Source organism: Pseudomonas sp. NBRC 111130 (assembly GCF_001320485.1).
GTDB lineage: Bacteria > Pseudomonadota > Gammaproteobacteria > Pseudomonadales > Pseudomonadaceae > Aquipseudomonas > Aquipseudomonas vlassakiae.
In genome coordinates this window covers 92,570-119,428 of record NZ_BCBG01000005.1, presented here as the reverse complement: position 1 = coordinate 119,428, position 26,859 = coordinate 92,570, and the positions used below count along the sequence as shown (strand labels likewise).

At 63.0% G+C, this 26,859-nt stretch carries 24 protein-coding genes and 3 pseudogenes; 11 read left to right on the top strand and 16 right to left on the bottom strand.

The window, feature by feature from the left end:
- Positions 1-20: 20 nt before the first annotated feature.
- On the bottom strand, positions 21-707 hold the full coding sequence (locus APH33_RS03850; protein WP_054883868.1) for a GNAT family N-acetyltransferase: 687 nt from the start codon (positions 705-707) through the stop codon (positions 21-23).
- A gap of 73 nt (positions 708-780) precedes the next feature.
- The gene (gene argC, locus APH33_RS03845) at positions 781-1,716 is read right to left on the bottom strand and encodes an N-acetyl-gamma-glutamyl-phosphate reductase (RefSeq protein ID WP_054883867.1); all 936 of its coding nucleotides are present in this window, start codon (positions 1,714-1,716) and stop codon (positions 781-783) included.
- Positions 1,717-1,830: 114 nt separating this feature from the next.
- On the opposite strand from argC, the gene APH33_RS03840 reads away from it, so the two are divergent.
- Positions 1,831-2,712, top strand: coding sequence for a LysR family transcriptional regulator (locus tag APH33_RS03840; RefSeq protein WP_054883866.1), 882 nt, complete (start codon positions 1,831-1,833; stop codon positions 2,710-2,712).
- Between the two features lie 11 nt (positions 2,713-2,723).
- Here APH33_RS03840 and APH33_RS27605 read toward each other — a convergent pair.
- Positions 2,724-2,883: pseudogene (locus APH33_RS27605) on the bottom strand (3-oxoacyl-ACP reductase); the annotation flags it as partial.
- A gap of 215 nt (positions 2,884-3,098) precedes the next feature.
- Between APH33_RS27605 and APH33_RS03835 the strand changes: the two are divergent.
- On the top strand, positions 3,099-3,362 hold the full coding sequence (locus APH33_RS03835; protein WP_054883865.1) for a hypothetical protein: 264 nt from the start codon (positions 3,099-3,101) through the stop codon (positions 3,360-3,362).
- Positions 3,363-3,422: 60 nt separating this feature from the next.
- On the opposite strand, the gene APH33_RS03830 is transcribed toward APH33_RS03835, so the two are convergent.
- Positions 3,423-4,073 carry a TIGR04211 family SH3 domain-containing protein gene (locus APH33_RS03830; protein WP_054883864.1) on the bottom strand — a complete coding sequence of 217 codons (651 nt, stop codon included), beginning with the start codon at positions 4,071-4,073 and terminating at the stop codon, positions 3,423-3,425.
- A gap of 196 nt (positions 4,074-4,269) precedes the next feature.
- Complete coding sequence (locus APH33_RS03825; RefSeq protein ID WP_256218586.1) at positions 4,270-5,787, bottom strand: hypothetical protein; 1,518 nt, start codon at positions 5,785-5,787, stop codon at positions 4,270-4,272.
- A gap of 11 nt (positions 5,788-5,798) precedes the next feature.
- On the opposite strand from APH33_RS03825, the gene APH33_RS03820 reads away from it, so the two are divergent.
- Positions 5,799-6,284, top strand: coding sequence for a VOC family protein (locus APH33_RS03820; protein ID WP_054883863.1), 486 nt, complete (start codon positions 5,799-5,801; stop codon positions 6,282-6,284).
- 14 nt (positions 6,285-6,298) lie between these two features.
- Here APH33_RS03820 and APH33_RS03815 read toward each other — a convergent pair whose 3' ends face one another.
- On the bottom strand, positions 6,299-7,372 hold the full coding sequence (locus APH33_RS03815; protein ID WP_054883862.1) for an AbrB family transcriptional regulator: 1,074 nt from the start codon (positions 7,370-7,372) through the stop codon (positions 6,299-6,301).
- A 125-nt stretch (positions 7,373-7,497) separates the two neighbouring features.
- Between APH33_RS03815 and APH33_RS03810 the strand changes: the two genes are divergently transcribed.
- On the top strand, positions 7,498-8,400 hold the full coding sequence (locus APH33_RS03810) for a LysR family transcriptional regulator (RefSeq protein WP_054883861.1): 903 nt from the start codon (positions 7,498-7,500) through the stop codon (positions 8,398-8,400).
- A gap of 30 nt (positions 8,401-8,430) precedes the next feature.
- Here the strand turns inward: APH33_RS03810 and mrdA are convergent, their stop codons facing one another.
- From mrdA to nhaA, 3 genes are all read right to left on the bottom strand, one after another.
- Complete coding sequence (gene mrdA / locus APH33_RS03805; RefSeq protein WP_054883860.1) at positions 8,431-10,323, bottom strand: penicillin-binding protein 2; 1,893 nt, start codon at positions 10,321-10,323, stop codon at positions 8,431-8,433.
- 1,076 nt (positions 10,324-11,399) lie between these two features.
- Entirely contained in the window at positions 11,400-12,779 is a 1,380-nt protein-coding gene (locus APH33_RS03795) for an 8-oxoguanine deaminase (protein ID WP_054883858.1), read from the bottom strand.
- Positions 12,780-12,905: 126 nt separating this feature from the next.
- The gene (gene nhaA / locus APH33_RS03790; protein WP_054883857.1) at positions 12,906-14,264 is read right to left on the bottom strand and encodes a Na+/H+ antiporter NhaA; all 1,359 of its coding nucleotides are present in this window, start codon (positions 14,262-14,264) and stop codon (positions 12,906-12,908) included.
- A gap of 379 nt (positions 14,265-14,643) precedes the next feature.
- On the opposite strand from nhaA, the gene APH33_RS03785 reads away from it, so the two are divergent.
- Positions 14,644-14,907, top strand: a complete 264-nt coding sequence (locus APH33_RS03785) for a hypothetical protein (RefSeq protein ID WP_177332344.1) — start codon at positions 14,644-14,646, stop codon at positions 14,905-14,907.
- Positions 14,870-15,805, top strand: a pseudogene (locus tag APH33_RS03780) (HD-GYP domain-containing protein); the annotation flags it as partial. The gene APH33_RS03785 and the pseudogene APH33_RS03780, both read left to right, overlap by 38 nt.
- Before the next feature lie 11 nt (positions 15,806-15,816).
- On the opposite strand, the gene APH33_RS03775 reads toward APH33_RS03780, so the two are convergent.
- The 3 genes from APH33_RS03775 to APH33_RS03765 form a co-directional block, all read right to left on the bottom strand.
- Positions 15,817-16,146: a DUF202 domain-containing protein gene (locus APH33_RS03775; RefSeq protein WP_054883855.1), complete on the bottom strand. Its 330-nt coding sequence runs from the start codon at positions 16,144-16,146 to the stop codon at positions 15,817-15,819.
- Positions 16,139-16,525, bottom strand: coding sequence for a YidH family protein (locus tag APH33_RS03770; RefSeq protein WP_082433435.1), 387 nt, complete (start codon positions 16,523-16,525; stop codon positions 16,139-16,141). The genes APH33_RS03775 and APH33_RS03770 overlap by 8 nt, the downstream gene beginning before the upstream one ends.
- A 104-nt stretch (positions 16,526-16,629) precedes the next feature.
- Positions 16,630-18,342: an FAD-dependent oxidoreductase gene (locus APH33_RS03765; protein WP_054883853.1), complete on the bottom strand. Its 1,713-nt coding sequence runs from the start codon at positions 18,340-18,342 to the stop codon at positions 16,630-16,632.
- A gap of 185 nt (positions 18,343-18,527) precedes the next feature.
- Here APH33_RS03765 and APH33_RS03760 point away from each other — a divergent pair, with 185 nt between their 5' ends.
- The 3 genes from APH33_RS03760 (at position 18,528) to APH33_RS03750 (ending at position 21,360) form a co-directional block, all read left to right on the top strand.
- Entirely contained in the window at positions 18,528-19,304 is a 777-nt protein-coding gene (locus APH33_RS03760) for an IclR family transcriptional regulator (RefSeq protein WP_054883852.1), read from the top strand.
- A 140-nt stretch (positions 19,305-19,444) separates the two neighbouring features.
- Positions 19,445-20,500, top strand: coding sequence for a Gfo/Idh/MocA family protein (locus APH33_RS03755; RefSeq protein WP_082433433.1), 1,056 nt, complete (start codon positions 19,445-19,447; stop codon positions 20,498-20,500).
- Positions 20,501-20,523: 23 nt separating this feature from the next.
- Entirely contained in the window at positions 20,524-21,360 is an 837-nt protein-coding gene (locus APH33_RS03750) for a sugar phosphate isomerase/epimerase (RefSeq protein ID WP_054883851.1), read from the top strand.
- 69 nt (positions 21,361-21,429) lie between these two features.
- On the opposite strand, the gene APH33_RS03745 is transcribed toward APH33_RS03750, so the two are convergent.
- Together APH33_RS03745 and rclC are read right to left on the bottom strand one after the other, a co-directional pair.
- Positions 21,430-21,900, bottom strand: a complete 471-nt coding sequence (locus tag APH33_RS03745) for an arsenate reductase ArsC (protein ID WP_054883850.1) — start codon at positions 21,898-21,900, stop codon at positions 21,430-21,432.
- Positions 21,901-22,226: 326 nt separating this feature from the next.
- Positions 22,227-22,826, bottom strand: a complete 600-nt coding sequence (gene rclC / locus APH33_RS03740) for a reactive chlorine resistance membrane protein RclC (RefSeq protein ID WP_054883849.1) — start codon at positions 22,824-22,826, stop codon at positions 22,227-22,229.
- 173 nt (positions 22,827-22,999) lie between these two features.
- Here rclC and APH33_RS03735 point away from each other — a divergent pair, with 173 nt between their 5' ends.
- A complete protein-coding gene (locus tag APH33_RS03735) occupies positions 23,000-23,947 on the top strand; it encodes an AraC family transcriptional regulator (protein ID WP_054883879.1) in 948 nt (315 codons plus the stop codon).
- Between the two features lie 50 nt (positions 23,948-23,997).
- On the opposite strand, the gene APH33_RS03730 is transcribed toward APH33_RS03735, so the two are convergent.
- Positions 23,998-24,258, bottom strand: a complete 261-nt coding sequence (locus APH33_RS03730) for a DUF2790 domain-containing protein (protein ID WP_177332342.1) — start codon at positions 24,256-24,258, stop codon at positions 23,998-24,000.
- Between the two features lie 225 nt (positions 24,259-24,483).
- Between APH33_RS03730 and APH33_RS03725 the strand changes: the two are divergent.
- Positions 24,484-25,266 (top strand): annotated as a pseudogene (locus APH33_RS03725) (alpha/beta fold hydrolase).
- A 40-nt stretch (positions 25,267-25,306) separates the two neighbouring features.
- Here the strand turns inward: APH33_RS03725 and APH33_RS03720 are convergent.
- Entirely contained in the window at positions 25,307-26,812 is a 1,506-nt protein-coding gene (locus APH33_RS03720) for a DHA2 family efflux MFS transporter permease subunit (RefSeq protein ID WP_082433437.1), read from the bottom strand.
- Positions 26,813-26,859 lie beyond the last annotated feature (47 nt).

The window sequence follows — 26,859 nt, the reverse complement described above, 5'->3', positions numbered from 1 at the left end:
CCCGCGAAGAGGCCCTCAGATCAATGCACCGATCTGCGCTGCCTGACACATTCCTTGGCCTGCACCGTCAACTCATCCAGCCATTCATCCCGCTGCTGCTCGGCATCGAGCATGGCATCCTCACCCTGCTGATTGAGCAGGTAGGTGTGAATCTGCAGCACCTCGGCAGTCTGATAGATCGGCGCAATGTCCAGCCGACCGATCAGCGCGCCACTGGCCTGGCCGGTGCTGCTCATCAGCACCTGCGGCCCGCTGGCGGCGACCACCTGCATGCCCATGCTCTCGAACCACGGCACCTGGCTGGCAAAGGCATTCAGCTCGACACTGGCATAGCGTGCCTGCGCGTCACCCAGCAGGGCACGGGCAATGCCTTGGCGGCGGTGGCTGGGTGCCACGGCCAGAAACGCCAGGGCGCAGGCCTGGGGGTTGTCCTGGGCCGGCAAGGCCAGGGCGAAACCGAGCAACTGGTCCGGGGCATCGGCATCCAGGGCCAGGGTCAGTTCCACTGCCAGGCCACGGGTGCCGTCCATGGCCTGCAGGTACTGGTGCACCTCCATGCCGACGCCGTACTGGTACAGCGGATACAGCGGGTTTTCGGCGCGAATGGCGACACTGCTCAGATCGCCGACGTTGTGGATCACCAGCTCGCGGATCTGGCTCTGGAAAGATTCGGGCGGCACGCTGTCGAGGCGGCTCAGGATGAACATCGGTAAACGGGCTCCGGCTGCGGTTGGCTCATCCCGCGCCGAGGTGGCGCGGGGTGCACAGTCTAAACCCTTTTTAGCCGCGCATCGCGGCGAGCATCAGGTCGAGGTTCTGCACGGCCGCGCCCGAGGCACCCTTGCCGAGGTTGTCGAACACCGCCGTCAGCAGCACCTGGCCGTGCTCGGGGTTGGCGTACAGCGCCAGGCGCAGGTCGTTGCTGTCATTCAGCGCCTCCGGGTCGAGCGGGGTGGCCGGGCCTTGCTGATGCAGGGGCATCACCTGCACATGGCGGGCACCCTGGTAGTGGTGCTCCAGGCAGGCTTGCAACTGCTCGGCGCGCGGCTGGCCCGGCAGCAGGCGCAGCTGCAGGGGAATACTCAGGACGATGCCTTGGCGATAGGCCGCGTAACCGGGCAGGAACATGGGCCGTGCCGACAGGCCCGCATGCAGCTGGATTTCCGGCACGTGCTTGTGCGCCAGTTCCAGGCCATACATCTGCAAGATGGGGGTATGTTCAGCGCCCGGTGTTTCGTGCCGCTCGACGGCGGCACGACCACCGCCGGAATAACCCGAGATGGCGTGGATGCTCAGCGGGTAGTCGGCCGGCAGCAGGCCGGCCTTGACCAGCGGGCGCAGCAGGGCGATGGCGCCGGTCGGGTAGCAGCCGGGGTTGCTGACCCGCTTGGCCTGGGCGATGCGCTCGGCCTGCTGCCCGTCCAGCTCCGGCAGGCCGTAGACCCAGCCTGGTGTGGTGCGGTGCGCGGAGCTGGCGTCGATCACCCGTACCGCCGGGTTCTCGATGGCCGCCACGGCCGTGCGGGCAGCGTCGTCGGGCAGGCACAGCAAGGCGATGTCGGCGCTGTTGATGGCGTCGGCGCGGCGCTGTGGGTCCTTGCGCTCGGCTTGCGGCAGGGTCAGCAGGCGCAGGTCGGTGCGGCCTTGCAGGCGGGCGTGGATCTGCAGGCCGGTGGTGCCTTGGTCACCGTCGATGAAGACAACAGGGGTGTGCATGGTCGGAGTCCGGTCAGCGGAGGAGATGGCCTATGCTCGCCTGTGGCGCTGGGAAAGAAAATTTGAATATGATGACGCTGACGTTCAGCTTTCATGAATCAAGGATCGCCACCCATGCGCGAAATCAGTCTCGACCGCCTGCGTACCTTGGTAGTGGTTACCGACCTGGGCTCGTTTGCCGAAGCCGCCCGCCAGCTCAACCTCGCGCCGCCCACCATCAGCTTGCACGTGGCCGAGCTGGAGGCGCGGGTCGGAGCGCCGCTGCTGACGCGCAACCGCAACCAGGTGCGCCCGACGGCCATCGGCGAGACGCTGCTGGGTAGGGCCCGGCGTTTGCTGGCCGATGCCGACCTGGCGTTGGACGAAGTGCGTCGCCAGGTCGAGGGCCTGACCGGGCGGGTGCGCCTGGGGGCATCCACGGGTGCCATTGCCCACTTGTTGCCAAAGGCCCTTGAGCATTTGAAAGAGGCGCACCCCGGTATCGACGTGCAGGTTCAGGTGCTGACTTCCCAGGCTTCCCTGGCGCGCTTGCGAGAAGGCAGCCTGGACATCGGCCTGGTCGCGCTGCCGCAGGTGGCCGGCAAGGGTGTCAGCCTCACGCCCTGGCGGCGCGACCCGATTCTGGCGTATGTGCCGGCCGACTGGCAGCCGCCGGCCAAGGTCACCCCGGCCTGGCTGGCGCAGCGTGCATTGATCCTCAATGACCACAGTACCCAGTTGTCACGGGTGACCGGGGAGTGGTTCGCGGCGGCGGGCTTGTATCCCGAGCCGCGAATCGAGCTGAACTACAACGATGCGATCAAGAGCCTGGTCGGGGCGGGCTATGGCGCGACCTTGTTGCCGCAGGAAGGCGAGGCCGCCGAACTGGACCGGCGGATTGCCCGCCGGCCGCTGCGGCCCGGGTTGTGGCGGCAGCTGGGGATTGCCTGCCGGGAAGGGCAAGTGGAGCGGGCAACGGGGTTTGTGTTGCAAGCGCTGGAACGGTTGCGGCAGTAAGGCCCGCAAAGAAGGGCCTCGACCGAGCCGCCGTGCAGCGGTGTATCGATGATCCCGGGTGCTACCGCCTTGACCTGCCCGCCGCTGGCTGCCAGCTCCAGGCCCTTGACCGCCTGATTCAGCCCGCCCTTGACCAGCACCTGGCAACAACGCCGGTACGCGGGGGAGCGGTGGTGGTGGCGACACCGGCCTACCTGGCATGCTGATCTACCCGTAGGACCGGCACATGCCCTTGCGGGTACGGGCGTTCATCGACTTCCTGTTTGCCGAGTGGCGATGACCGCCGAGCTGAACCGACACAGCCCGCGCCATCGCCGTCTATGCTTTCCCCTGCATCGAGCCAAATGCCTCTCGATGATCATTCTGATTTCCAAGGAGAACGCTCCATGAAATCCATCCTATTGCTGGTAATTGCTTCAGTGCTGAGTGTTGCTGCACACGCTGACCCCAAAACCAACTGCGATGCGAAGATCAAGGAACTGGAAGACGACCACAAAGCCAGTGGCCAGGGCATGCACGGCGGCATGGCCCATGATTTCAAAGTGAAATGGGAAGAAGCCAAAAAGGCTCGGGATGCCGGCGATATGGCCAAGTGTCAGTCTGCTGCCGACCAGGCCAAAAGTATCTATAACAAGGCGCGCAGCCGATAGCGCCACGTTGCTGCGGGCCTCTGCGCGGTTGAATCCGTGAAGAGGCCCGCCTGTCTATGATCAGAACCAGCGGTCGTTCTTTTTCCGCCCACGGGTCAGCGCCGGCAGGATCAGCCCCGCCAGCAGGCCGGCACCGGCGATGCTGCCGCCATAGACCATGTAACGCATCATCACCTGCTTGTTCTCGTCGCCCAGACGTGCCTGGGTATCGCGCAGGCTCGACTGGCTCTGGTCGAGCTGTTCGCTGAGCGCCTGGTTGCGTGCTTCCAGCTCATCGATGAGCTTCTTGCGCGAGTCGAGGGTCTCCTGCATGCCCTGTACACGGTTCTTCCAGCTGTCATCGATGGTCTTGAGCTGCCCGGACAGCTCCGCCACCTGAGCGTCGAGTTGCGGCAGGCGCTCGCTCTGGCCTGGCACCGACTGCAGGTCATTGGTGAGGATCCATACCAGGTCGCCATTCTGCCCACGTACCTGGCTGTAGTTGCCCTGGCTACCGACCAGGGTGAGTTTCTGCCCGGACTTGAGCGTGCCGACGATGCGGTGGCCATCGGTCGGGCCACTGCGCACGTAGGTGCTCAAGCTGTCGCTGACCCAGCGCGCATCGCTGGCCGGCTCTTCGGCATGCGCGGGGACGGCAAGGGCCAGCAGGGCGGCGAGCAGGCTGCCGCGCAGGGCAGGGAGGGCAAGGGAGGCTGGGCGGGATTCAGGCATGTTGGGTCTTCGCTGCAACAGGAAAAATAGGCCCGGTAACTGTGGATCAGCGACGAGGCCGGCGAACCGGTCGGTGAATTGACCGTCAGGGACAGACCGCAATTTTGTAAGCAGGTTCACTGCTGAATGTAGGATTTCCCAACAGAATGTTGCAGGTACCGGGCGCGAGGCACGCGCCCCGGGTGGGGCGCTTTTTTCATGTCGATATCAGGGTCCTGGCAAGGCAATCCTTGCAATTGACGATGGTTTCCCGAGGCCCCGCCTTCACATGCACCAGGTTCGATCCGCACATGGCGCAAAACAGCCTGCAGCCGTTATCGTCCGCATGTACCGGCAGCTCAGCGATGTAGTCGCTGACCTTGCGACTCAGGCCATGGTCGCGCTGTTGCAACAGCACGTCGAACAGCGCCTGACTGAAACCTGAACGCGGGGCGTGGCTGTCGTAGCTCGATACCGTGAACTGCCAGTCCTCGCGGATGGCGCGTTCGCTCAGCGACAGCAGGCTCCCTGGAATGGTGTTGGCGGCGTGCAGTTTGTTGACCTGGGCGCGGGCAACGAATGACAGTGCCCCACGGACCGCAGTGTTGACCAGCGACCAGATGTGCCGCACGGGATGCTTGTCGAGCAGCTGGGCTGCGACTTCTGCGGCTTTGTGCCTTGCCTCGAAGGGCAGCCCGTGTTCCGCGCAGCGGGTGGCGATGTAGGCGCACACTTCTTCGTTGCAGAGCGACTTGATGGCTGCGACGAGTTCGTCATGCCATTGCGGCTGCGGGCCAGCGCAAAGCGCCGTGTGCAGCGCGCGATGCAAAATGCCGAGGCCGGCCCGCTGCGCGTCATCCAGGCTGACATTGGCGACCCAGCGCACCTTGTTCTGCCAGGCCTTCGGTGTCGGGTCGTCGCTGAAGGCCTCCAGCGGCGAATCCGGGTCGACCAGCAGGATCTGGTCTTCATGCAGCGCCAGCAGGATGGTTGAATCCATGCCCTTGGAGGGGCTGACACGCGCATCGCCGATGGTTTTTTCCGCAGCCAGGATGCAATCCGTTTGCGTGTCCATGCGGATTTCGAGCACGGCCAGCAACTGCAACTGGCGGGTGATCGACAGCGTGTGCAGTGGCACTGGCAGGTGCTTTCCCAGCGACCAGTGCTCCTTGATGCGCTTGCGCTGTTCGATGGCCTTTGCCTGCCGGGCCTGTTCGCGCGCCGCCAGGCAGGGCTGGCAGGCGCAAGCGCGTTGCCAGCGGTTGCGCCCTGGGAAGTAGTGACGGTGGGCGCAGTTCGGGCAGTAGGCCAGGTTATCGTTCCAACTGTTGGCCGTGCGGCTTTTGCGCCGTTCGTACAGGCTGACTTCGCAATAAGGGCACACGAGTTCGGCGCAGGGTACGGGGGGAAAGGCCTTGATCAGGCTGCTGGGGGCGAGGTCGATGGCGTAGCGTTCGAGCAGCTGGGCAATTTTCTCCCCGCTGATGTATTCGCTGTACAGCGCCTCAATCTGTTCGGCGCTGAGGTGCTGCAACTTTGATTTGAAATCAGACAAACCTGTATCTCCCTGCGAGAAGTCGCTTGTGAGGTTCGTCCGCAATGATGCAATGCCCCGCCATGTGCGGGTTGTGGGAAATTTCCCCGTGATTGGTAAGTGGCTTCTGATCGTTATCTTGGCGGTGGCCCTCGTCAGCTTGGACTGAAGGGCTAGACTCAAAGCTTCCTGTTTGCCCATGGGGCCTTGCCATGACTGCCAAGAACACGATCTGCCTGTGGTTCGACAAGGATGCCGAACAAGCGGCCAACTTTTATGCCCGAACCTTCCCCGACAGCCACGTGCTGGCGGTGCACCTGGCCCCCGGCGACTACCCGTCGGGCAAGGTCGGTGAGGTGATTACCGTCGAATTTACCGTGATGGGCATCCCTTGCGTCGGGCTCAATGGCGGTACCACGTTCAAGCACAGCGAGGCGTTTTCGTTCCAGGTCTGCACCGAGGACCAGGCCGAGACCGACCGGCTCTGGCATGCCATCGTCAGCAACGACGGCAGCGAGAGCGTCTGTGGCTGGTGCAAGGACAAGTGGGGCATCTCCTGGCAGATCACCCCGCGCATACTCATCCAAGCCATCTCCCACCCCGACAAGGCAGCGGCCAAGCGGGCGTTCGACGCGATGATGAGCATGGGCAAGATCGATGTGGCGAAGATCGAGGCGGCATTGAAGGGCCCGGCGTGAGGATTGTGGCGCCGCTAGCCACCGCACCCCTGGGTCAGGCGAATGATCTGCCGCGCACAGAAGGCCCCGGTCAGGATCACCCCGAACAGCCGCAAGGTCTGCATGGCCAGTACCAGGCCGACATCTGCATGGGTTTCCACTGCAATGATTGCCATGGCATCCAGCCCCCCCGGGCTGGTCGCCAGGTACATCGACAAGAAGTCCGTGCCCATCGCCAAGGCCAGCCCGTAAGCGCACGCGGCGCATAGCGCAATCAGCACCACCGCCCCGGCAATCATGGTCGGCAGGCGCTTCCACACATAGCGCACGGTCTGCCGGTCGAAGCGCAGGCCGATGTAACAGCCGATGGCACCGTAGGCAATGGCCAGCAAGGGCTCGGCCAAGCGGATGGTCAGCAACCCACTGAGTTGCAGGGCACCGCCCAGCAGCAGCGGTGTCAGCAAGGCGCCGGCAGGCAGGCGGTTGCCGAGGGTGATGCCCAGCAGCACCACACCCAGGCTGAGCAGGCTGTCGAGCAGGTGCGGGCCTGCCAGCGCCGCCGGTGCATTAGCCACCGCGCCTGCAGCCGGTGTGGCGCCGAGCAAGTGGCTGACCAGCGAGCCAATCATCACCACGCAGACCACCCGCACATATTGCATGGTTGCCACGACGCGGCCGTCGGCGCCATTGTCCTCGGCCATCGACACCATCGCCGAAGCTGCCCCCGGTGCCGTACCCCAGGCGGCAGTGCTGCCTGGGATGCCGCCGAAGCGCACCGTGCCAAGGCCCACCAGGGCGCTGAGCGCCACCGTGATGAAGGTGGCGACCAGCATCAAGTGCCAGGACTGGGCCATCGACACCAGTACCGCCCACGTCACCGAATGGGCGACCAGCAGGCCGACGCAGCCCTGACCGAAACGGAACAGCTGGCGATGCAGGTGCAGTTGCGCGCCCGAGACGCCGAAGACGATGGCCACCAGCATGGGGCCGAGGAACAACCCGGCCGGCACGGCCAGGGCATGCAGCAACTGGCCGAATGCGCCGGCACAGATCAGCAGTGCGAGCCATTGCAAGAGGGGCCTGAAAGCGGGGGGTAGGGCGGTCTGCAACGTGGATACTCCTTGCGCAGCGGATAACGCTTGGCTGGCAGCGCCAGCGGAGAAAATTATCGACGGCGCAATCGATCAAGTCTATTTTCTACTTTCGATGAATCCATAACTGAAATTCATGAATCATGGACCTGCGTGACCTCACCTATTTCGAAACCATTGCCGAACTCGGCCACCTGGGCCGGGCTGCGGAAAAGCTCAACCGCAGCCAGCCGGCGCTGAGCAAGAGCATCCAGCGCCTGGAAGAATCGCTGGGCACCCGCTTGTTCCAGCGCGATGGCCGCCGCATCAAGCTCACCGATGTCGGCAAGCTGCTGCTGGCGCGGGGCAAGCAACTGCAGTTGAACATCGCCGAAACCGAGCGCGAGGTGCGCGACTTCGCCAGTGGGCTGGTCGGCAACATCCGCCTGGGCTGCGCCGCGAGCATGGCCGATCACCTGCTGCCGCATCTGACCGCAGCGCTGCTGGAGCGAGCGCCGGAAGTGACCTTGAAGCTGTCGATCGCCCAGGACGACGTGCTCAAGGAGTCCCTGCGCGCCGGGCGGCTGGATGTGATCATTTCACCGCAGATCGCCATGGATCCCGAGTTCACCACCTATCCGATTCTCGAAGACGAAGCGATCGTGGTGGCCAGCGCCGAGCACCCGATCTTCGCTGGCCCCATCACCTTACAGCGCCTCTGCCAGTACCGCTGGGTGCTGGCGGGGCCGACGGTGACTGCCCGTCGCTGGATCGACAACGTGTTCATCGCCCATCAGTTGCCAGCGCCGCAGGTGCAGATCGAGACCAACGCCATCTCGCTGCTGCCCCGGCTGATTGCGCGTACCCAGTTGCTCAGCTTCGCTGCCAGGGAAACCCTGGAGCATGGCTTGGGCATGTCCTGGCTGCGCGAAGTGCCGCTCCGGCAGACCACCATGCGCCGCACCGTAGCAGTGTCGGTGCGCACGGATGGCTACTTGTCGCCGGCGGCAGGGGCGTTGGTGACGCTGCTCAAGGAAAAAGGCAGCAGCTTCTTCGAACGTGGCTAGAGCAGCGCTCAGCCGATGCCGCCGGGCCTTTCAGCTGTGCGGCACCGGCTTGGCCGCTGGCGTGCCGGCAAATTGAGGCTTCAGGTGGCCCTGTTCATCGAGCAGATACGCGTCCATCACTTCGCGCACCACCGGGCCGGCAACGCGGCCGCCGGCCTCGCCGTTCTCGATCATCACGGCGACTACCACGCTCGGGTGGTCGGCCGGGGCGAAACCGACGAAAAGGGCGTTGTCGCGGTGGCGTTCGAGGGTCTTGTTGCGGTTGTAGCGCTCACCTTGCTTGATCGCCACCACCTGTGCCGTGCCGCTCTTGCCGGCGATGCGGTACTGGGCACCGGCCGCAGCGGCGCGGGCGATGCCGCGCGGATCGTGCATGACCATCTGCATGCCGACGTTGACCTGGTCCCAGGCGTGCTTGTCGTGTAGCACGATGTCGGGCATCGGGTTGGGGTCGACCGGGGCCTCGCCACCCACGGTCATGGCCAGGTGCGGGCGGTGCCACACGCCTTTGCTGGCCAGCAGGCTGGTAGCCTGGGCCAGTTGCAGCGGGGTGACCTGCATGTAGCCCTGGCCGATGCCGAGGATCAGCGTCTCGCCCGGGAACCAGGCCTGGCGGCGGGTGGCACGCTTCCAGGCTTGCGAAGGCATCAGCCCTGGGGCTTCCTCGAACATGTCCAGCGAGACCTTCTGGCCCAGGCCGAATTCGGCCATGTAGTCGTGCAGGCGGTCGATGCCGAGCTTGTGCGCGAGGTCGTAGAAGTAGGTGTCGTTGGACCGCATGATGGCGGTGTACATATCTACCCAGCCATCGCCGCTGTGGTTCCAGTTGCGGTACTTGTGGTCGTAGTTGGGCAGCTCGTAGTAGCCGGGGTCGAACACGCGGCTGCCGGGGGTAATCACGCCGCTGTCGAGGCCGGCGATGGCCACTTCCGGCTTGACCGTCGAGCCTGGCGCATAGAGGCCGCGCAGCACGCGGTTGAACAGCGGCCGGTCGATCGAGTCGCGCAGCGCGGCGTACTGCTTGAAGCTGATGCCCTTGACGAACAGGTTGGGGTCGAAGCTCGGGTTGCTGACCATCGCCAGCACGTCGCCGTTGGCCGGGTCGAGCACCACCACTGCGCCACGGCGGTCACCCAGGGCCTTTTCGGCGGCCACCTGCAGGTGGGCGTCGAGGCTGAGGATGATGTCCTTGCCGGGGATCGGGTCCTTGTGGTTGAGCACGCGCATCACCCGGCCCTGGGCGTTGGTTTCCACTTCTTCGTAACCCACATGGCCGTGCAGTTGGGCTTCGTAGAAGTGCTCGATGCCGGTCTTGCCGATGGACTGGGTGCCGCGGTACTCGGTGCTGTCGAGGGTCTTGGCTTCTTTTTCGTTGATGCGCCCGACGTAGCCGACCGAATGGGCGAAATGTTCGGCCAGCGGGTATTCGCGGATGAACTGCGGCTCCACGTCGAGGCCGGGCAGGCGGAACTGGTTGACTGCGATCAGGGCGATCTGTTCTTCGGTCAGGCCGACCATGAGGGTGACCGGCTCGAACGGTTTGCGGCCGCGACGCAGGTCTTTGTCGAACTGCTTGCGGTCGTCCTCGCCCAGGCCGAGGATTTGCGCCAGGGTGTCGAGCACCTTGGCCGAGTCACCGGCGCGCTCGCGGGTCATGGTCAGGTCGAAGCTGGGCTTGTTGTCGGCCAGCACCACGCCATTGCGGTCGTAGATCAGCCCGCGTTCGGGGGCGATGGGCAGGATATGCACGCGGTTGTTTTCCGAAACGGCGCTCTGCTGGTCGTGTTGCAGCACTTGCAGCACGTAGAGCCTGCCCACCAGGACGGCGCACAGGCTGAACACCAGGGCGGCGCAGGCCAGGAGCCGGCGATTGACCAGGTGTTTTTCCTTTTCGTGGTCCTTGAGGGGGATCGGTTGCGGCATGGGGGCTCTGTACAGTAGCGAATTCGGCAGGCGAGGGCTTCGCCCTCGTTCGCGGGCACGCCCGCTCCCACAGGTACTGCGCCGATCTTGAGCTTGCGCGTAACTGTGGGAGCGGGCGTGCCCGCGAATGGGCCGCCCAGCGGCCCCGGGGCCGGCGATGCTACGCAACCCGGCCCCGCGCCTCAAGGCAAGCGCGATCCGTGTACCGCTGCGCATCGTGCATCCACCCCACCATCAGGGCGTTGAGGGCCAGATGAAGATTTGTTCATGCGGTTTCAGAATCAGTCCTGCAACCGCTGAGCCTCGGTTCTTGCTCTTGCTCTTGCTCTTGCTCTTGCTCCTGCTTTTGCTCTGCTTTTGCTTTGGCTTCTAAGCGCGCGATAGTCCAGGCGACGCTGAGTGCGACTTCAGGAGGCCGAACGCAGGCGTCTGGAGGGCCAGGGTGCGCAGCACCCCTTCGGCGCAGCCGAAGGCGCGAGATGTAGACTTGCGCAGCAAGTCGTAGGCCGCGCGGGCCCGGAAGGCGCCGGAGTGAGGGGACCCCGGAGCGCAGCGCAGGGGCCGGATGATGGGAGCGGGGGTTTTTGCCTACTTTTTGCCCAGTCAAAAAGTAGGTCGCCGTAAAGGCGAAAAGGTGATTCAGCGCCACCATGGCGAATGAATGTTGACTTGATTTGAAAGCCCACTCCCAAAAGCCAAAAGCCAAAAGCCAAAAGCTCGACTGCGGTGGTTTTGAATCAGTCGAGTGCATTCATTTGCGATGGCGACGCACAGTCACCTTTCCGCCCTTACGGCGGGTCACTTTTTGTCAAACGCGACAAAAAGTAACCAAAAAACGCTGGCTCCTATCATCCGGCCCCTGCGCTGCGCTCCGGGGTTCCCTCGCTCCGGCCTTGCTCCCGGGAGGACCGCGCTGAACGGCCCATCCTGGGCCGCAGCGCTTGACGGGCATCCATGCCCGTCACCTCCCTCCGCAAGGCCTGCGCTCGGCCTCCTGAAGTCGCATTCTGCGTTTGCTGAACTACCGCGCGCTTAGAAGCAAAAGCAGAGCAGAAGCAGAGCACTTCCTGGCGGAGTCAGTCGCCGCTGACGAGCTGGTAGGCCAGTTGGTTGTGGCGTTCCAGCACACGCGGCAGGTCGATGGTGGTGATGCGACCATCCTGCACCACCACACGGCCATTGATCACGCTGGTGTCGACGTGGGTCGGGGTGCAGAACACCAGGGCCGCCAGCGGGTCATGCAAGGCACCGGCATAGGCCACATGACCCAGGTCGAAGGCCACGAAGTCGGCGGTCATGCCCGGCGCCAAGGCGCCAATGTCGTTGCGGTTGAGCACCTTGGCGCCGCCCAGGGTGGCGATTTCCAGGGCTTCGCGGGCGGTCATCGCGTCAGGCCCAAAGCCTACGCGCTGCAGCAGCAGCGCCTGGCGCACTTCGCCGATCATGCTGGCACCGTCATTGGAGGCCGAGCCGTCGACGCCCAGGCCCACCGGTACACCGTGGTCGCGCATCTTGCGGATCGGCGCGATGCCAGACGCCAGGCGCATGTTCGAGCACGGGCAGTGGGCGACACCGGTGCCGGTGCGAGCGAACAGCTCGATGCCATGCTGGTCAAGCTGCACGCAGTGGGCGTGCCACACGTCATGGCCGACCCAACCGAGGTCTTCGGCATATTCGGCCGGGGTCATGCCGAACTTCTCGCGGCTGTAGGCGATGTCGTTGACGTTCTCGGCCAGGTGGGTGTGCAGCGATACGCCGTAGTTGCGCGCCAGTACTGCGGCTTCGCGCATCAGGTCACGGCTGACCGAGAAAGGCGAGCAGGGCGCCACCACCACGCGCAGCATCGAACCGTGACGGGCATCGTGGTAGTCCTCGATCAGGCGCTGCGACTCCTTGAGAATGTCGCTTTCCTTCTCCACCACCGAGTCAGGCGGCAAGCCACCCTGGCTGCGGCCCACGCTCATGCTGCCGCGGGCGGCATGAAAACGCATGCCGATCTCGCTGGCAGCGTGGATGCTGTCGTCGAGCTTGCAGCCGTTGGGGTAGATGTACAGGTGGTCGCTGGAGGTGGTGCAGCCCGACAGGATCAGCTCGGCCATGGCCGTCTGGGTCGAAACCGAGATCATTTCCGGGGTCAGCCGCGCCCAGATCGGGTAAAGGTTGGTCAGCCAGTTGAACAGCTCACCGTCCTGGGCCGTCGGCACCACGCGGGTAAGGCTCTGGTACATGTGGTGGTGGGTGTTGACCAGGCCCGGGATGACCACCTTGCCGGCCATGTCGAGGATCACATCGGCGTGCTGTGGCAGCGTATCGCCGGGGCCGACCTGCTTGATCAGGTTGTCTTCGATATAAAGGCCGCCACCTCTGATTTCACGGCGTTCGCCGTCCATGGTGACCAGCAGTGCGGCATTCTTGACCAGGAGGGTCTTAGGGGTGTGTTGCTGAGAAGCTTGCATGGCTCATGCCTGGCACAATACGCAGCGACGATTGCCGCTGTCGTAGGCGCACAGACACGCATGTAAGCAAAGTTCGAGTATTTTGTATACAGGAAAATGCCGGGGCCATCAGGCCCCGGTCACCCTTCAACTAACTTGGACAGGCGCCTTGTTCGCGCCCTTGCGCAGGCCCGTGATGCCCCAGGCGAGGCCCAGCACGGCTGCGATGACCGAGCCCGACAGCACGCCAAGCTTGGCTGCACCCAGCGAGGCCGGGTCGCTGTAGGCCAGGTTGGCAATGAAGATCGACATGGTGAAGCCAATGCCAGCCAGCAGGCCGATCAGCGTGATGCCGCGCCAGTTGACCTGGGCCGGCAGGCTGCACCAGCCCAGGCGCACCATCAGCCAGCTGACGCTGATGATGCCCAGCGGCTTGCCAGCCACCAGCGCCACGGCAACTGCCATCATCACCCAGTGTGGCGCCTCGGCGGACAAGTCGATACCAGACAGGCCCACACCGGCGTTGGCCAGGGCGAACAGCGGCATGATCGCATAGGCTACCCAAGGGTGCAGGGCGCCGCCGACACGGGTCACTGGGGGCACCAGCTCGCGTTGCGCCAGGCGCAGGCGTTTGAGCGGGTCGATGAGTTCACCGGTGTCCGACTCGGGCGTCTTGGCCCGGCCCAGCAGATCGTGGGTGAACCGCGAAATCGCATCCACCGGGCGCTCGCCCAGGGGCATGGCGGCCACCGGCGTCATCAGGCCGAGGATCACCCCGGCCAGGGTTGGGTGGGCACCGGTCATCAGCATGCCGACCCAAGTGATCGCGCCGGGGATGACATAGGCCCAAGCCGAGCCGACGCCGATTTTCTGCAGCGCTACTACCAGCAGCAGGCCGATGGCAGCGACGCCGAAGCCGCTGTAGTCGAGGCCACCGGAGTAGAACACGGCGATGATCAGCACGGCGATGATGTCATCGATGATCGCCAGCGCCAGCAGGAATACGCGGATGTTGGACGGGATCGACTTGCCCAGCAAGGCCAGCACGCCGACCGCGAAGGCGATGTCGGTGGCAGTCGGCACGGCCCAGCCTTGCTGCTCGGCCGGCGCATGGCCGAAGGCCAGGTAGATCAGTGCAGGAGCGACGACGCCACCCACCGCAGCGGCCATCGGTAAGGTGGCCTGGCGCAGGCTGGACAGCGCGCCTTCGTGGATTTCGCGGCGGATCTCCATGCCCACCACCAGGAAGAAGATGGTCATCAAGCCATCGTTGATCCAGAAGTGCAGGGACTGCGAGAAGCTCAGCGACCCGATCCCGAAGCTGATCGGCGTGTGCCAAAGGGCGTCATAGCTGGCAGCGGCCGGGGAGTTGGCCCAGATCAGCGCTGCAACGGCGGTGACCAGCAGGACGATGCCGCTGACCGCTTCGATGTGCAGGAAACGCTCGAAATTGGCGAAGGCCCGCTGGGCCAGGCGCTGGGCGCGGGTCAATTTGGTTTTTTGCATAGGCACAAGAACTCCTGCAGGCGGCCCGACCTGCACTGTTCTTTAACCTGCATCACTGCACCTTGCAGCTAGCACCCGCGGGGGATTTTAGCGGGTAGGGGCGTGCAGGCCAAGGATTTCCACCACAGCAGTCTCCTACGCTGGGGCGGTCTTGGTCGTTCTGCATTGAAGTCGATAATTGCGCTGTGCCACTATCGGGCATGCCTAGCTGCCACATGCCACTACCGCCCGGCATGTTTGTCTCGACTGATTACACTGTTGAAGTCGCCACACAAGGAATGCTGCGGATGGTCTGCGTATTGCTGGGTCATGCTGCCGGGGCGGCAGGTCGCCTGTGGGCGAACAGGGTGTGCATCGGGCGTTCGTGGAGCAGCCAGCCATGAGCAACGCCGGGCGGGGTATTCCCCTGCAACTGTTGGTAGCAATGGCCATCATGCTGGGTATGCTGCTGCTCGGCGCCGGCCTGGCCTGGCAGGGCTATCACGGTATCAGTCAGGCCCTGGTGGCCGCTGCCGGCGATGCCGCGCAGCAGGTTGGCAAGACCATCGACGAACGTGCCCGGCGCCTGGTCGACCCGGTGCAGAGCAGCATCCGCCTGCTGGCCTTCAACCAAGCTGGAGACCCTGTACAACCGCATCCATGAAGTCCGCACGCGCTTCGAGGTGCTCTGGCGCGACGCCGAACTGGCCTATTGGCAAGGCCTGGCGGCGGGCGAGGATAAAACGGTGCTGCAACGAACCCTGGCGCACTGCCGTGGCGAACTGCAGGACGACTTCGCCTTCGTCGCCAAGGCCAATATCGGTGGCGAATTCATGCAGGATGAGGACGTCGAGCGCCTGCAGCGTATCGGCCAGCGCCGCTGGCTGCGGCATTTCGACAACCGTCTGGGCATTTCCCACGAGGAGGCGCAGCGCCATGCAGGTGCCACGCCCGCGCCGTTGCCGGTGGCTGAATCGTTGCTGGCCGATCGGCCTGACCACCAGGTGCCTTGGGGCTCGCGCAAGCCGCCAGTGGCCAAGGACGACCCGCGCAATGTCTGGGGCTTTGACATGCGCCTGCCGGCCAATGCCAGCAACCACGGCGAGCTGTACAACCTGTCGATCCGCCGTGGCACGCTCAACGATGAAGAACGCTTCAAGATCAACGAACATATTGTGCAGACCATCATCATGCTGACCGCGCTGCCGTTCCCGCGCCAGCTGCGGCGGGTGCCGGATATCGCCGGCAACCACCACGAGAAGATGGATGGCGGCGGCTACCCGCGGCGGCTGGGCAAAGATGACCTGAGCATTGCCGAGCGGGTGATGGCCATTGCCGATATCTTTGAGGCGCTGACGGCTGCGGACAGGCCGTACAAGGCGGCGAAGAGCTTGTCGGAGTCGGTGAAGATCCTGGTCGCCATGGCCCGCGACAACCACATCGATGGGCAGCTGCTGCGGCTGTTCTTAAGCAGCGGTGTGCATCGGGAATATGCCGCGCGCTTCCTGCGTGAGGACCAGATCGACGAGGTGGATGTGACGTACTGGCTGGCGCAGTTCTAGGGTGCGCTGACTCACCAGGCCAGGATCGCGGCCAGCTCGACGGCGCACAGGGCGGTAACGCATACCGCCAGCAACAGGTTCACGGTGATGCCAGAGGCAATGGTCTCGGCTTGCAGGCCAGTCACATTGCGCAGGTAGCTGCGCCGCAAACGCAGCCAGGCGGCGCCGGCCGCCAGCAGGCAAAGCACCGCCGGTGCCACCGCCAGCCAGCGATGGTGCGGCACCCAGCGCAGGAAGAAACAACTGCACACGACCATCGCCAGGATGGTCCGGCGCCACGCCAGCAGCGTGCGCTCTGGCTGCAACCCCTCATCGACGTTGGCCAGTTGCGGGTCAGGCATGGAAGAACACCGCGTAGGCAAAGAACGCCATCACCAGTGACACGCCAATCGACAGCGCAGGGGCGATCAGTGGGAACGGCAGCGGGCGCTTCTGGCGCATCGCCCGCTCCACATTGAGCCAGCGGACGAAGGCCGGCAAGCTCAGCAGCAGGGCCAGGCTGATCAACGCCACTGCCAGCAGGCGGCGGGTGCCGGCGCTGAAGATTTCGGCGGTGAACATGTCCACGGCGATGCCGCTGGCCAGCAACGCCAGCGCGGTCCTGATCCAGGCCAGGAAGGTGCGCTCGTTGGCCAGGGTGAAGCGCGGGTCCGGTTCCTGGCCATCGGCGAGCAGTTTACTCGCGAGCCAGCCGCGTGAGGGCTCGGTGTTCTTGTTCAAGGGCGGTCGTCCTCCTCGGGTAAGGTCGGTGGGCACTCTTTTTGGCGCTGGCCAAGTGTGAGTGGCAAACCCCGCCAATGTCCATGGTTTGCCAACCGCTGCCGTTATTCGTATGCCGTGACGCCGCTGATATGCCGCGCGGCGACATAGCCGAAGGTCAGCGCCGGCCCGAGGTTGATGCCGCCAGACGGGTACCAGCCGCCGAACACGCTGGCCATGTCGGTACCGGCCGCGTACAGGCCGCTGATTGGCTCGCCGGCGTCGTTCAGCACGCGGGCGTGGCCGTCGGTGCGCAGGCCGGCGAAGGTGCCGAAGCAGCCAGGTTGTACCTTCACCGCGTAGAACGGCCCATGCTCGATAGGCGCTACGCAGGGGTTCGGCCCTTTGTGCAACGGGTCGCCCTGTTTGCGGTTGAACGGCGTCGAGCCACGGCCGAAGGCTGGGTCCTGGCCTTGGCGCGCATGCCGGTTGAATTCGGCGACCGTGGCGGCCAGCCCTGCGGTGTCGATGCCGCAAACCTGGGCCAGTTGCGCCAGGGTGGTGCCGCGTTTCAGGTAGCCGCTGCGTAGATGCGGCCCTACTGGCAGGGGCGCCGGGCGCGCATGGCCGAGGCCGTAGCGGCGCAGGAAGCGGTGGTCGCAGATCAGCCATGAGCAGACTTCCTGGCCCTGCGGCACGGCGGCAACCATGGCCGATACATAGTCGTAATAGCCGTGCGCCTCGTTGACGAAGCGCTTGCCGTTGGCGAGCACACCGATGATGCCCGGTTTGCCGCGTTCGATGATATGCGGGAAGTGGCCGACGCTGCCGTCGCGGTGCGGCACTTTCGACACCGGCGCCCAGGCCACTGGCGACTTGAGGTCGGTGGCCACCACGCCACCGGCCGACTCACCCAGGCGCAGGCCATCGCCGGAGCAGGACTGCGGGGGCAGGGCGAGGTTGTCGTGGCCGCTGGCATCGCGCGGGAACAGCTGCCGGCGCCTGGCCGTATCGTTGGGGAAGCCGCCTGCCGCCAGCACGACGGCCTTGGCACGGATCGCCCGCTCGCCTTGCGCGGTGGCAACCAAGGCCCCCTGCACCTTGCCGTCCTCCATCAGCAGGCCCTGGGCTGCGGTCGACTCGATCATCCGCACGCCCAAGTCGTCCGCCGACTTGGCCAGTCGTGCCACCAGCGCCACCCCGTTGACCAGGTGCATCGCCCGGCCATGGCGGGCCAGGTGGTAGAGGTGGCAGGCGAAGCGTTTGCCCACATGCAGCAAGGCGCGCGGCGAGCGGGTCATGTTGAGGAAGGCGGCAAGGTCGGCACCGGCCATGATCGGCATGCCCATGAACGAGGTTTCGCGCAGGGTCTTGCGCAGGCGCGGCAGCAGTGCGCCCAGCTGGCGGGCATCGTATGGCGCGGCAATCACCTGGTGGCCACCGAGCGCGGCGCCGGGCGTGTCGCCGTGCATGTCGGGGATGCCATTGCCGTCGGCGAACTGCAGGGCTGTGTGCCGTTCGAAGAAGGCGACCATGTGCGGGCAGGCTTCGAGGAAGGCGTCGACGCGCTCGGCATCGTAGTGGCTGCCCAGTTCGTGGCGCAGGTAGGCGCGCGGCTGCTCGATGTCCTCGATGATCCCGGCGCGCCGCGCCAGCGGGTTGCGCGGCACCCAGGCCCAGCCACCGGACCAGGCGGTGGCACCGCCGAGCACAGCGTCTTTTTCCACCAGGATGACCTTCTGCCCGTGCCAGGCGGCCGTGACTGCCGCTGCCAGGCCGGCCGCACCGGAGCCTATGACCAGTACGTCGCAGTCGCTTGGGAAGGGTTCGGCGGGCATTGCGGTATCTCCTGCATTATTATTGGAACATGGTTCCACAATGTTCCTTTGCAGGCCTCAGCACTGCAAGGCCGGGTGCCAATAACTGGTCGATAACCGGACACTTCAATGCAAGCAGGCTGCGTTGAATGTTGAGGGCATGGAATCATCTTCTAGAATCGGGCAAATTTTCAGGAATATGTGTCATGGCTGGTAGTCAGATCGAACGCGCCTTCAGTCTTGTAGAAAGCCTTACCGGCGAGCCGCACGGCCTGCCGCTGCAAACCCTGGCCGAGCGCCTGGACATCCCCAAGAGTGCGGCCCACCGCATGCTTACCGAACTGGTGCGCCTGGGCTACGTGCGCCAGAACCGCGACAACAGCCGCTATCAATTGTCCGCCAAGCTGGTGGCGATGGGCTTTCGCTACCTGTCCAGCAGCGGTGCGGACATCATCCAGCCCATTCTCGATCGCCTGGCCCAGGACAGCGGCGAGCTGGTACGCCTGGGGGTGATCGAGGGCCATCGCCAGACCTGGATCGCCAAGTCCCAAGGGGCCCGTTCCGGTTTGCGCTACGACCCGGACATGGGGCGTGACGCGCCCTTGTTCTACACCGCCTCCGGGCATGCCTGGCTGGCCAGCCTGAGCGATGAAGAAGCGCTGCAGATGGTGTTGCGCCAAGGCATTGCCGACCCTGCCCAGTTCGGCCCCAACGCGCCGCGCTCCACCGATGACCTGCTGGCCTACCTGCACCGCGCCCGCGAGCGCGGCTATGCCTGGGTCGAGCAGACCTCGGCCATCGGCACATCGGCCCTTGCCGCCGTAGTGCGACGCCCGCAAAGCGACGAGGTCATAGGCGTGCTCAGCATTGCCGGCCCTAGCGCCCGTCTGGCGCAAACCCGCTTGGCAGAATTGGCGCCGTTGTTGCTGGCGGCAGCAGAAGAGCTGTCAGCGGCCAGTCGAGCGAGCGAATTATTCGCCTGAGATGCGTTTCTGGTCGGTAATCGCACAGTCTGTGTGACAGGTCGTTCTGAAAAGCTGAACTTGGTTCTACAGTGTGCTGATGTCGATTCTGGAACTCTGTTTCACAATCGGTAGCACAATAAAGACAAGAGGACAGCACGTTGAACGCACCCCTACGCATCGCCCTGATCGGTGCCGGCATCATGGGCCGCCAGCATTACCAGCATCTGCTCAGGCTGCCGCAAGCCGCCCGGCTGTGTGCCGTGGCAGACCCGGGCCCGCAGACCGAGGCGTTTGCCGCAGAATGCGGGGTAGCCTGCTTCGCCGATCACCGGCAGATGCTCGACCAGGCCCGCCCCGATGCGGTGATCGTCGCCAACCCCAACAACTTGCACGTGGCCACCGCCCTGGATTGCGTCGAGGCTGGCGTACCGGTGCTGCTGGAAAAACCAGTGGGCGTGCACCTGGACGAAGTGCGTGCGTTGGTCGAAGCCTCGCGCCGTCGTGGCGTGCCGGTGCTGGTGGGCCATCATCGGCGCCATAACCCGCTGATCGCCAAGGCCCGCCAGGTTATCGCCGATGGCAAACTGGGGCGGCTGATCAACGTCACCGCGTTGTGGCAGCTGCAGAAGCCCGAAAGCTACTTCGACACGCCTTGGCGCCGCGAGCCGGGGGCGGGCTTTCTGCTCACCAACCTGATTCACGACCTCGACCTGCTGCGCGACCTGTGCGGCGAGGTGGTGCAGGTGCAGGCATTCACCCGCAACGACGTGCGCGGCTTCGCCAACGAAGACAGCGCGGCGGTGCTGTTGCAGTTCGCCAACGGCACACTGGGTAGCCTGACCGGTTCCGACGCGGTCGCCGCGCCGTGGAGCTGGGAGCTGGATTCCGGCGAGAGCCCGATCTACCCGCGCCAGGACGGTCAGCCCTGCTACCTGCTGGCGGGCACCAAGGGGGCGCTGAGCATTCCGCAGCTCAAGCGCTGGCACTACGCTGAGGCCGGTTCCGGCTGGCACACACCGTTGCTGCAGAGCGAGGAGGCCATCCCGGCAGGCGAGGCGTTGACCTTGCAACTGCAACACTTCATCCGCGTGGTCCAGGGCAGCGAAGCGCCCTTGATCGACGCAGCCGACGCTGGCCGTACCCTGGCCCTGATCGAAGCGATCCGCCAGGCCGCCGAAACGGGCCGGGCCTGCGCGCCCGAACTGATCGCCTGATTTCCCGACCTTTGGTGAATGACATGACCGACCGAATCTTTTCCCTTGCCGCCCTGACGGTGCTCGAACTGTCGCCGCCAGACATGGTGGAAGCCGCCGCCCGCGCCGGTTACAGCCATGTCGGCCTGCGCCTGGTGCCGGCCACCGAGCAGGAACAGCACTTCCCGCTGGTGGCTGACCCCACCCTGCGCCGGCAGACCCAGGCGCGCCTGCGCGACACCGGCATCAAGGTGCTCGATCTGGAAATCCTCCGCCTCAAGGCGAACACGTGCGTGGCCGATTTCGAACCGATCCTGGCGGTCGGCGCCGAACTGGGCGGCACCGAGCTGCTGGTGGCCGGCAACGATCCGGATGAAGCGCGCCTCACCGCGCGCTTTGCCGAACTCTGCGATCTGGCGGGCGGCTACGGCATCCACCCGCACCTGGAGTTCATGCCCTGGACCGACGTGCGCGACCTGCGCCAGGCCATGCGCGTCGTGGCCAATGCCGAGCGGGCCAATGGCTGCGTGCTGGTCGATGCCTTCCACTTCAACCGCTCGCGTTCCTCGCTGGACGACCTGGCGACGCTACCGGCGCAGCGCATGCGTTATGCCCAGTTGTGCGACGTCGCCGGCCCGGTGCCGGCCGAGATGGACGAGATCCTGCACCAGGCGCGCAATGAACGGCGCTTCCCAGGGGAGGGCGACGCCGACCTGGTCGGGCTGTTGCGTGGCTTGCCGGCAACACTGCCATTGAGCCTGGAAATCCCTACCCGGCAGTTGCTGGAGCAGGGCATCAGTGGTGAGCAGCGGGCGCGCATGGCGCTGGACAAGGCCAAGGCTGTGCTGGCCCGCGTTCACGAGTTGTGTTCGCTGGAGTAGTTTGCCGCTGGCGGCATGACGAATAGCGCGAGGTCGAGATCAGGCAGTTGCCCGGCCATGAGACGCTGCTCAAAGCGTGCCGATGCGATCCAGCTCACGCTTGAGCTGCTCACGGTCGAGGTGAGTGAAAGGCAGTGCAAAGAAGGCCTGGCAGCGTGCTTCGATGCGGGCCAGCGTGGCGTGGAATGCAGCGTCGACCGACGCTTCGTCACCTACGACAACGGACGGATCCTCTAGCCCCCAGTGCGTTTTCAACGCCGGGCCGAAATACACCGGGCACGCTTCTCCGGCAGCCTTGTCGCAAACGGTGATGACGATATCCGGAGGGCTGCCTTCGAATGCGTCATTGCCTTTGCTGCTCAGCCCATCGGTCGAGATGCCGGCATGCTGCAAGGTGGTCAGGCTGCGAGGTAATACGTGGCCCTTCGGAAAACTGCCGGAACTGACGGCTTCAAAGCCGAGAGGCGCCAGGTGATTGAACATGGCCTCGGAAAGGATGCTGCGGCAGCTGTTGGCCGTGCACATGAACAGTATTCGCATGGGTGGGCTCCTCCGCCCGTTGGCGGGTGTCAGTGGCTCAGGCGCGAAGCCAGGGCCGGAAGGGTTATCAACAGAACGGCTGCTTTCGACCTGGCCGACGCTGAACATTAACTGGTTTCGTGAGCGCGATGCGCATTCTGCGGGAGCGCCAGCACCAGTGCCCTGCACGATAGTGCAGCCCAATCAGCTTGCCTTCCCACAAAAATTGCTGTTCGGCTCACCGTCTGCATTGGGTCGAAAGCACCCGGTCACTACTGACCGCGATCGACCCATGGATACCCTTTCCTCGATTGCGCGCAGCGCTGACTCGGGGCCGGGAGGGCTACCTAAGCACTCAATCTCTTATTCTCCAGGTTGATCAGGCTGGTGTCATTTATTAGCTGCTTAGCAGAGTCAGCAATCATCAACACGCTTCCTGCCAGCATCAACACATCCTTCAAGACTAGGCGTCCAGCTCCAGAAAGGTATGGGAAGCCGAATTGAGCATCTCCTAGATTCGCTACCCACGCTTCAGGCGTTGTGATCAGGAACGACAGCGTCACGAGGGGTGTGAGGAAAGCGAGCACAGCTCCCGCGAGTCCCAGCTTCGGTGAGATAAGGTAAGCCAATACCAACAGCCCTATGCTGATCTCGACCACGCCCAGTCCATTGGAGAAGGCATAGGTATGGTTTGCAACTTGCCAAGCACGCTGCGCCAGATCGAGCTGGCCTTCATGCGTGAAGTGCTCGCGATAGGCCTCTGGGTGTGCGTAGAGGAACGAGAAGAACGGGCTGTTTGCCACAAATGGAGTGATGCTGTCAGCCTCGTAGGGCACGAATTTCAACGCACCAATCCACAGGAAAACAATGGCCACGCCAAAGCGTACGAGATGAATTCCAAGCTTATCCAGGCGGCTTGCAGTGACCAGCAGTTGATAGGGAGTCATGATGGTATTCCTTGTGGTTTCAAGATGAGTCCATCCTAAGAAGATCCCGCTTCGCGCTTTTGCCGGATACGCTCCGCCTTTTTGCCAATCGTCTCAAATCATCGCCTCTAGCGACTGCGCTTTTCCTTGGGTTGGTTTAAATTGCGCCAGGATAGCCTACTGAAGAGATGACCATGACGACGTTGGACAAACTCATCACGCTTGCCGATGTGCGTGGCAGCATGGATCTGCGTTGCCATTTTGCGGGACGTTGGTCGATTGACCATCAGCCGGATGAGCTCGGTACTGCTCGCTACCACATCGTCCTATCAGGTCGCTGCCAATTACGTTTGCCTGACCACAGCCTTATTGAGCTCAACGCTGGAGACATCCTGTTGCTCCCCCACGGAACCGACCACTTGCTTCAAAGTGATTCGGGTGTCGATCAGCCAAATCGTCCTGTAGTCGTTCGCGAGGGGCTTTTACCTATGCATCGATTAAAAGGCGAAGGCGAGCCCTTGGATTTGCTATGCGGCAGGTTTCTCTACCAGCCAGGTTCGTCACTATTTGCAGCGCTTCCTGAGTACATCCATGTCAGCTTGAGCTCAACACAGGCCGCTTCTGCGCTCTCTGCAATGATTGGGCTGATTCGTAGCGAAGCCGAAGCCAACCATCATGGAGCTCGTTCCATAGTCGATGCCCTTACCACCGCACTATTCACAATGGTTCTACGGTCATGGCTGGATACCAGCCCTCCTATTGAAAGCAGCATTGGTCTTCTGGCAGACCGCCGTCTTTCCAAGGTATGGCATGCGTTGTTAGAGGATCCCTCAGATGCCTGGACCGTTGAGCGCATGGCAGAAATGGCCAACATGTCGCGAGCCAGCTTTATGAGGACCTTTACGCGCATAGCAGGTTGTCCGCCGGGTACCTTACTGGTCCGGATCAGGATGGAAATTGCCTGTTTGCTGCTGGCAAAGACGGACTCTGGTTTAAGCGATATCGCTTTGGAGGTGGGTTACCAAACGCAGGCGTCATTCAGCAAAGTATTCAAGGATGTTCTGGGACAGACACCAGGACAATATCGGCGAGAGCGAAAGCTGGGTGAAGTGGAGGCTAGGCTGGCCAAGGATGTGGGTTGACTTCGCGGTTGGCCCGGCGCATTGCGCCGGGCCAGTCACCAAATTGCATATCAGCTGTCTTGATGCGTTTCAGCGACGCGTTTGTAGTAAAGGTCGTGCTCTACCCCCGCGTGATCACGGTACACCAGCTTCACCGTTTCCAGCGCCTGTGAAGTTTCGGACTGAACCACAACGTCTTGCGAGATTATTTTATCCACGTCAATCACGTCACCGTAGCGGTACTGGTGAGCGTCTGCGTCCGGATTGTTGTCTTGTGCTACCGCGAAAGCGGCCGGGGTCACTAAGGCGAGTGCAACAATGAATTTTTTCATGATCATCTCCAATTTGCATTGAGCGGCGTGTCGCTCGTTTGGTGGCGGGATCTATTCGACTCCCTTGATGACCATGCTATTGGCGAAGCTGCACGAGCTCTTTCGCTTTCGGCTCAGGTTCTTGTCCAATCATCTCAGGTAGGTCAGCACACCGCTTTGTCGATAAATCCGACCTCCCAGAGTGTCTGAAAACATAGACGATTCATTGAAGTAGACGGTGCCAAGATGAGCTACGTTGAGGTAGGCCAAGGTTTTCCGGTTGTACTTGGCCATAGCTTTCTCTGGTCTGCTGACAAGTGGCAGCCCCAGATCAAGGCTCTTTCCCAACATTTTCGGGTGATCGTCCCGGAGCTCTGAGGGCACGGCTACTCGGACGCTCCGCCTACTCAAACAGTAGACATGAGCTCTTTGGTTCGTCAGCACGTCGCCCTCCTTGATGCCCTGGAAATCGAACAATGTCACCTGGTTGGCTTGTCAGTCGGTGGCATGTGGGGCGCTCAGTTGGCCCTTGAGCATCCCGAGCGCGTCGACCGCCTGGTATTGATGGATACCTTTCTTGGTGCAGAGCCCGAAGAAACTCGATTGAAATACTTCGGATTGCTGGATGCTGCCAGTGCGGCGGGTGTCTTTCCCGACTCCTTGCTAGATGTTGTTGTACCGCTCTTCTTCCACGCAGGCGGAGAGACGGTGCCGGATGTTCGCGAGGATTTTCGGGTATCCCTCAAGGCCAGCAGCGCCGAGCGCATTCGCGATAGCCTTGATCCAATGGGACGAGTAATTTTCGGACGGCCAGATCTTCTATCGGCAATTGCCAACCTGGCGAGCGATCGAACGATCGTTCTTTGTGGCGATCAGGACATACCTCGTCCGCCAGAAGAATCAAATCTCATGGCGCGCATCATCAGTTGTTTAGCAGCACAAATACCTGGCGCCGGCCACATCTCCAGCCTGGAGAATCCACAAGTAGTCACTGATTTTCTCCTCAACTGGCTGCCAACCAAGCATTAAGCCGCTAGGGCTGCTATGCAGCCCTTTACCGACCTGCGTTTCAATGATCTGCTGACGGTTGAGCTGGTGGGGCGATTTTGCGCATGAGTGGTACGAGAGCGACCGCGACAATGAAGCAAAGCATGATTGCCAAAAACGCGTCGGCGTATGACATCGTTTGGGCTTCACGCCATGTCAGCGCCCAGAGTTGGTGCAGTACGTACGGGTTGGCATCAAAGCTGTTCTGGCCATAAGCCTGAGCATTTTCCTGAAGCTGTTCCAGCCAGATGTTCAAGTTTTCATTGCGTACGTTCAGGTGCTCCGCAAGACGCAGGAAATGAAGATTCGTCCGGTCGTTGAGAATGGTCGCGCAGGCCGCAATGCCGATTGCGCCTCCCAGATTTCTCATCAGGTTGAATAGTCCTGCGGCGAGCTTAAGCCGTGCGGGCGGCAGCGCTCCAAGCGTCAACGTTACAGTGGGCGGCACGGTCATTTGCTGAGCGAAGCCGCGAATGGCTTGCGGTAGCAACAGTTCCTTCGCCCCCCAATCATTAGTGATGGGTGAGAAGTCCCACATTGATACGGCGAAAAGCGCGAGTCCCAGCATCATTACCCAACGAAGGTCAATTCGATTAGCCAGAAAGGCGTATACGGGGATAGCCAGTAGCTGAAACACGCCTGTGGAAAAAAATGCCAGTCCAATATCCAGCGCGTCATAACCGCGGACCCGCCCAAGGAACAAAGGGGTCAGATAGACCGTAGCGAAAATCCCTATCCCTGTGATGAAGGAGAACAAGCACCCCAAAGCGAAGTTCCGATCCCGTAGCGCTCGCAGGTCAACGATCGGAGCCTGGATTGTCAGGCAACGCCATACAAACAAGGCACCGCTGATGCAAGCAATCCAGGACGTTAACAGAATGGTGCGATCACTAAACCAATTCCATCGTGCGCCTTCTTCGAGCGTGTATTCGAGGCATCCGAGGGACAGTGCCATCAACACAATTCCCACATAATCGGCGCCTTTCAACAAGCCTGGATTGGGGCGGTCCACATTGACCAGCAACGGAACGGCGATGGTGACGAAGATGCCCGGAAGCAAATTTAGGTAAAAGAGCCAATGCCACGAGAGGGCGTCGGTAATCCAGCCTCCCACCGCAGGCCCGAGAGTGGGAGCCAATGATGCCACCGCTCCAATCACTGAGGCGGCGATCACCCGCTGCTTACCTGTGAAGTAAATGAACGCCGTGGTGAATACCAGCGGGATCATCGAACCGCCCAAAAAACCTTGCAGGGCTCTAAAGACGATCATGCTTTGGATGTCCCAAGCCAGAGCGCACAAAAGGCTGGTAATCGTGAAACCGGCTGCCGAAGCGGCGAACAGCCAGCGAGTGCTCATCACTTGGGACAACCACCCTGAGAGCGGGATGACGATGATCTCTGCGATCAGGTAAGCCGTCTGTAACCACGCCGTGTCATCCGCACCTGCCGATAGGCCTCCGCCAATATCCTTGAGCGAGGCCGAGACTATCTGGATGTCAATCAAAGCAATGAACATACCTACGCACATGCACGCGAAGGCGGCGACCTTTTGTGGCGTGCTTAACGCTGGCAGCC

Coding starts and splice junctions, on each gene's coding strand:
- APH33_RS03850 (WP_054883868.1), bottom strand. CDS start 707: ATGTTCATCCTGAGCCGCCTCGACAGCGTGCCGCCCGAATCTTTCCAG.
- argC (WP_054883867.1), bottom strand. CDS start 1,716: ATGCACACCCCTGTTGTCTTCATCGACGGTGACCAAGGCACCACCGGC.
- APH33_RS03840 (WP_054883866.1), top strand. CDS start 1,831: ATGCGCGAAATCAGTCTCGACCGCCTGCGTACCTTGGTAGTGGTTACC.
- APH33_RS03835 (WP_054883865.1), top strand. CDS start 3,099: ATGAAATCCATCCTATTGCTGGTAATTGCTTCAGTGCTGAGTGTTGCT.
- APH33_RS03830 (WP_054883864.1), bottom strand. CDS start 4,073: ATGCCTGAATCCCGCCCAGCCTCCCTTGCCCTCCCTGCCCTGCGCGGC.
- APH33_RS03825 (WP_256218586.1), bottom strand. CDS start 5,787: ATGGGCAAACAGGAAGCTTTGAGTCTAGCCCTTCAGTCCAAGCTGACG.
- APH33_RS03820 (WP_054883863.1), top strand. CDS start 5,799: ATGACTGCCAAGAACACGATCTGCCTGTGGTTCGACAAGGATGCCGAA.
- APH33_RS03810 (WP_054883861.1), top strand. CDS start 7,498: ATGGACCTGCGTGACCTCACCTATTTCGAAACCATTGCCGAACTCGGC.
- mrdA (WP_054883860.1), bottom strand. CDS start 10,323: ATGCCGCAACCGATCCCCCTCAAGGACCACGAAAAGGAAAAACACCTG.
- APH33_RS03795 (WP_054883858.1), bottom strand. CDS start 12,779: ATGCAAGCTTCTCAGCAACACACCCCTAAGACCCTCCTGGTCAAGAAT.
- nhaA (WP_054883857.1), bottom strand. CDS start 14,264: ATGCAAAAAACCAAATTGACCCGCGCCCAGCGCCTGGCCCAGCGGGCC.
- APH33_RS03785 (WP_177332344.1), top strand. CDS start 14,644: ATGAGCAACGCCGGGCGGGGTATTCCCCTGCAACTGTTGGTAGCAATG.
- APH33_RS03775 (WP_054883855.1), bottom strand. CDS start 16,146: ATGCCTGACCCGCAACTGGCCAACGTCGATGAGGGGTTGCAGCCAGAG.
- APH33_RS03765 (WP_054883853.1), bottom strand. CDS start 18,342: ATGCCCGCCGAACCCTTCCCAAGCGACTGCGACGTACTGGTCATAGGC.
- APH33_RS03760 (WP_054883852.1), top strand. CDS start 18,528: ATGGCTGGTAGTCAGATCGAACGCGCCTTCAGTCTTGTAGAAAGCCTT.
- APH33_RS03750 (WP_054883851.1), top strand. CDS start 20,524: ATGACCGACCGAATCTTTTCCCTTGCCGCCCTGACGGTGCTCGAACTG.
- APH33_RS03745 (WP_054883850.1), bottom strand. CDS start 21,900: ATGCGAATACTGTTCATGTGCACGGCCAACAGCTGCCGCAGCATCCTT.
- rclC (WP_054883849.1), bottom strand. CDS start 22,826: ATGACTCCCTATCAACTGCTGGTCACTGCAAGCCGCCTGGATAAGCTT.
- APH33_RS03735 (WP_054883879.1), top strand. CDS start 23,000: ATGACGACGTTGGACAAACTCATCACGCTTGCCGATGTGCGTGGCAGC.
- APH33_RS03730 (WP_177332342.1), bottom strand. CDS start 24,258: ATGAAAAAATTCATTGTTGCACTCGCCTTAGTGACCCCGGCCGCTTTC.
- APH33_RS03720 (WP_082433437.1), bottom strand. CDS start 26,812: ATGTGCGTAGGTATGTTCATTGCTTTGATTGACATCCAGATAGTCTCG.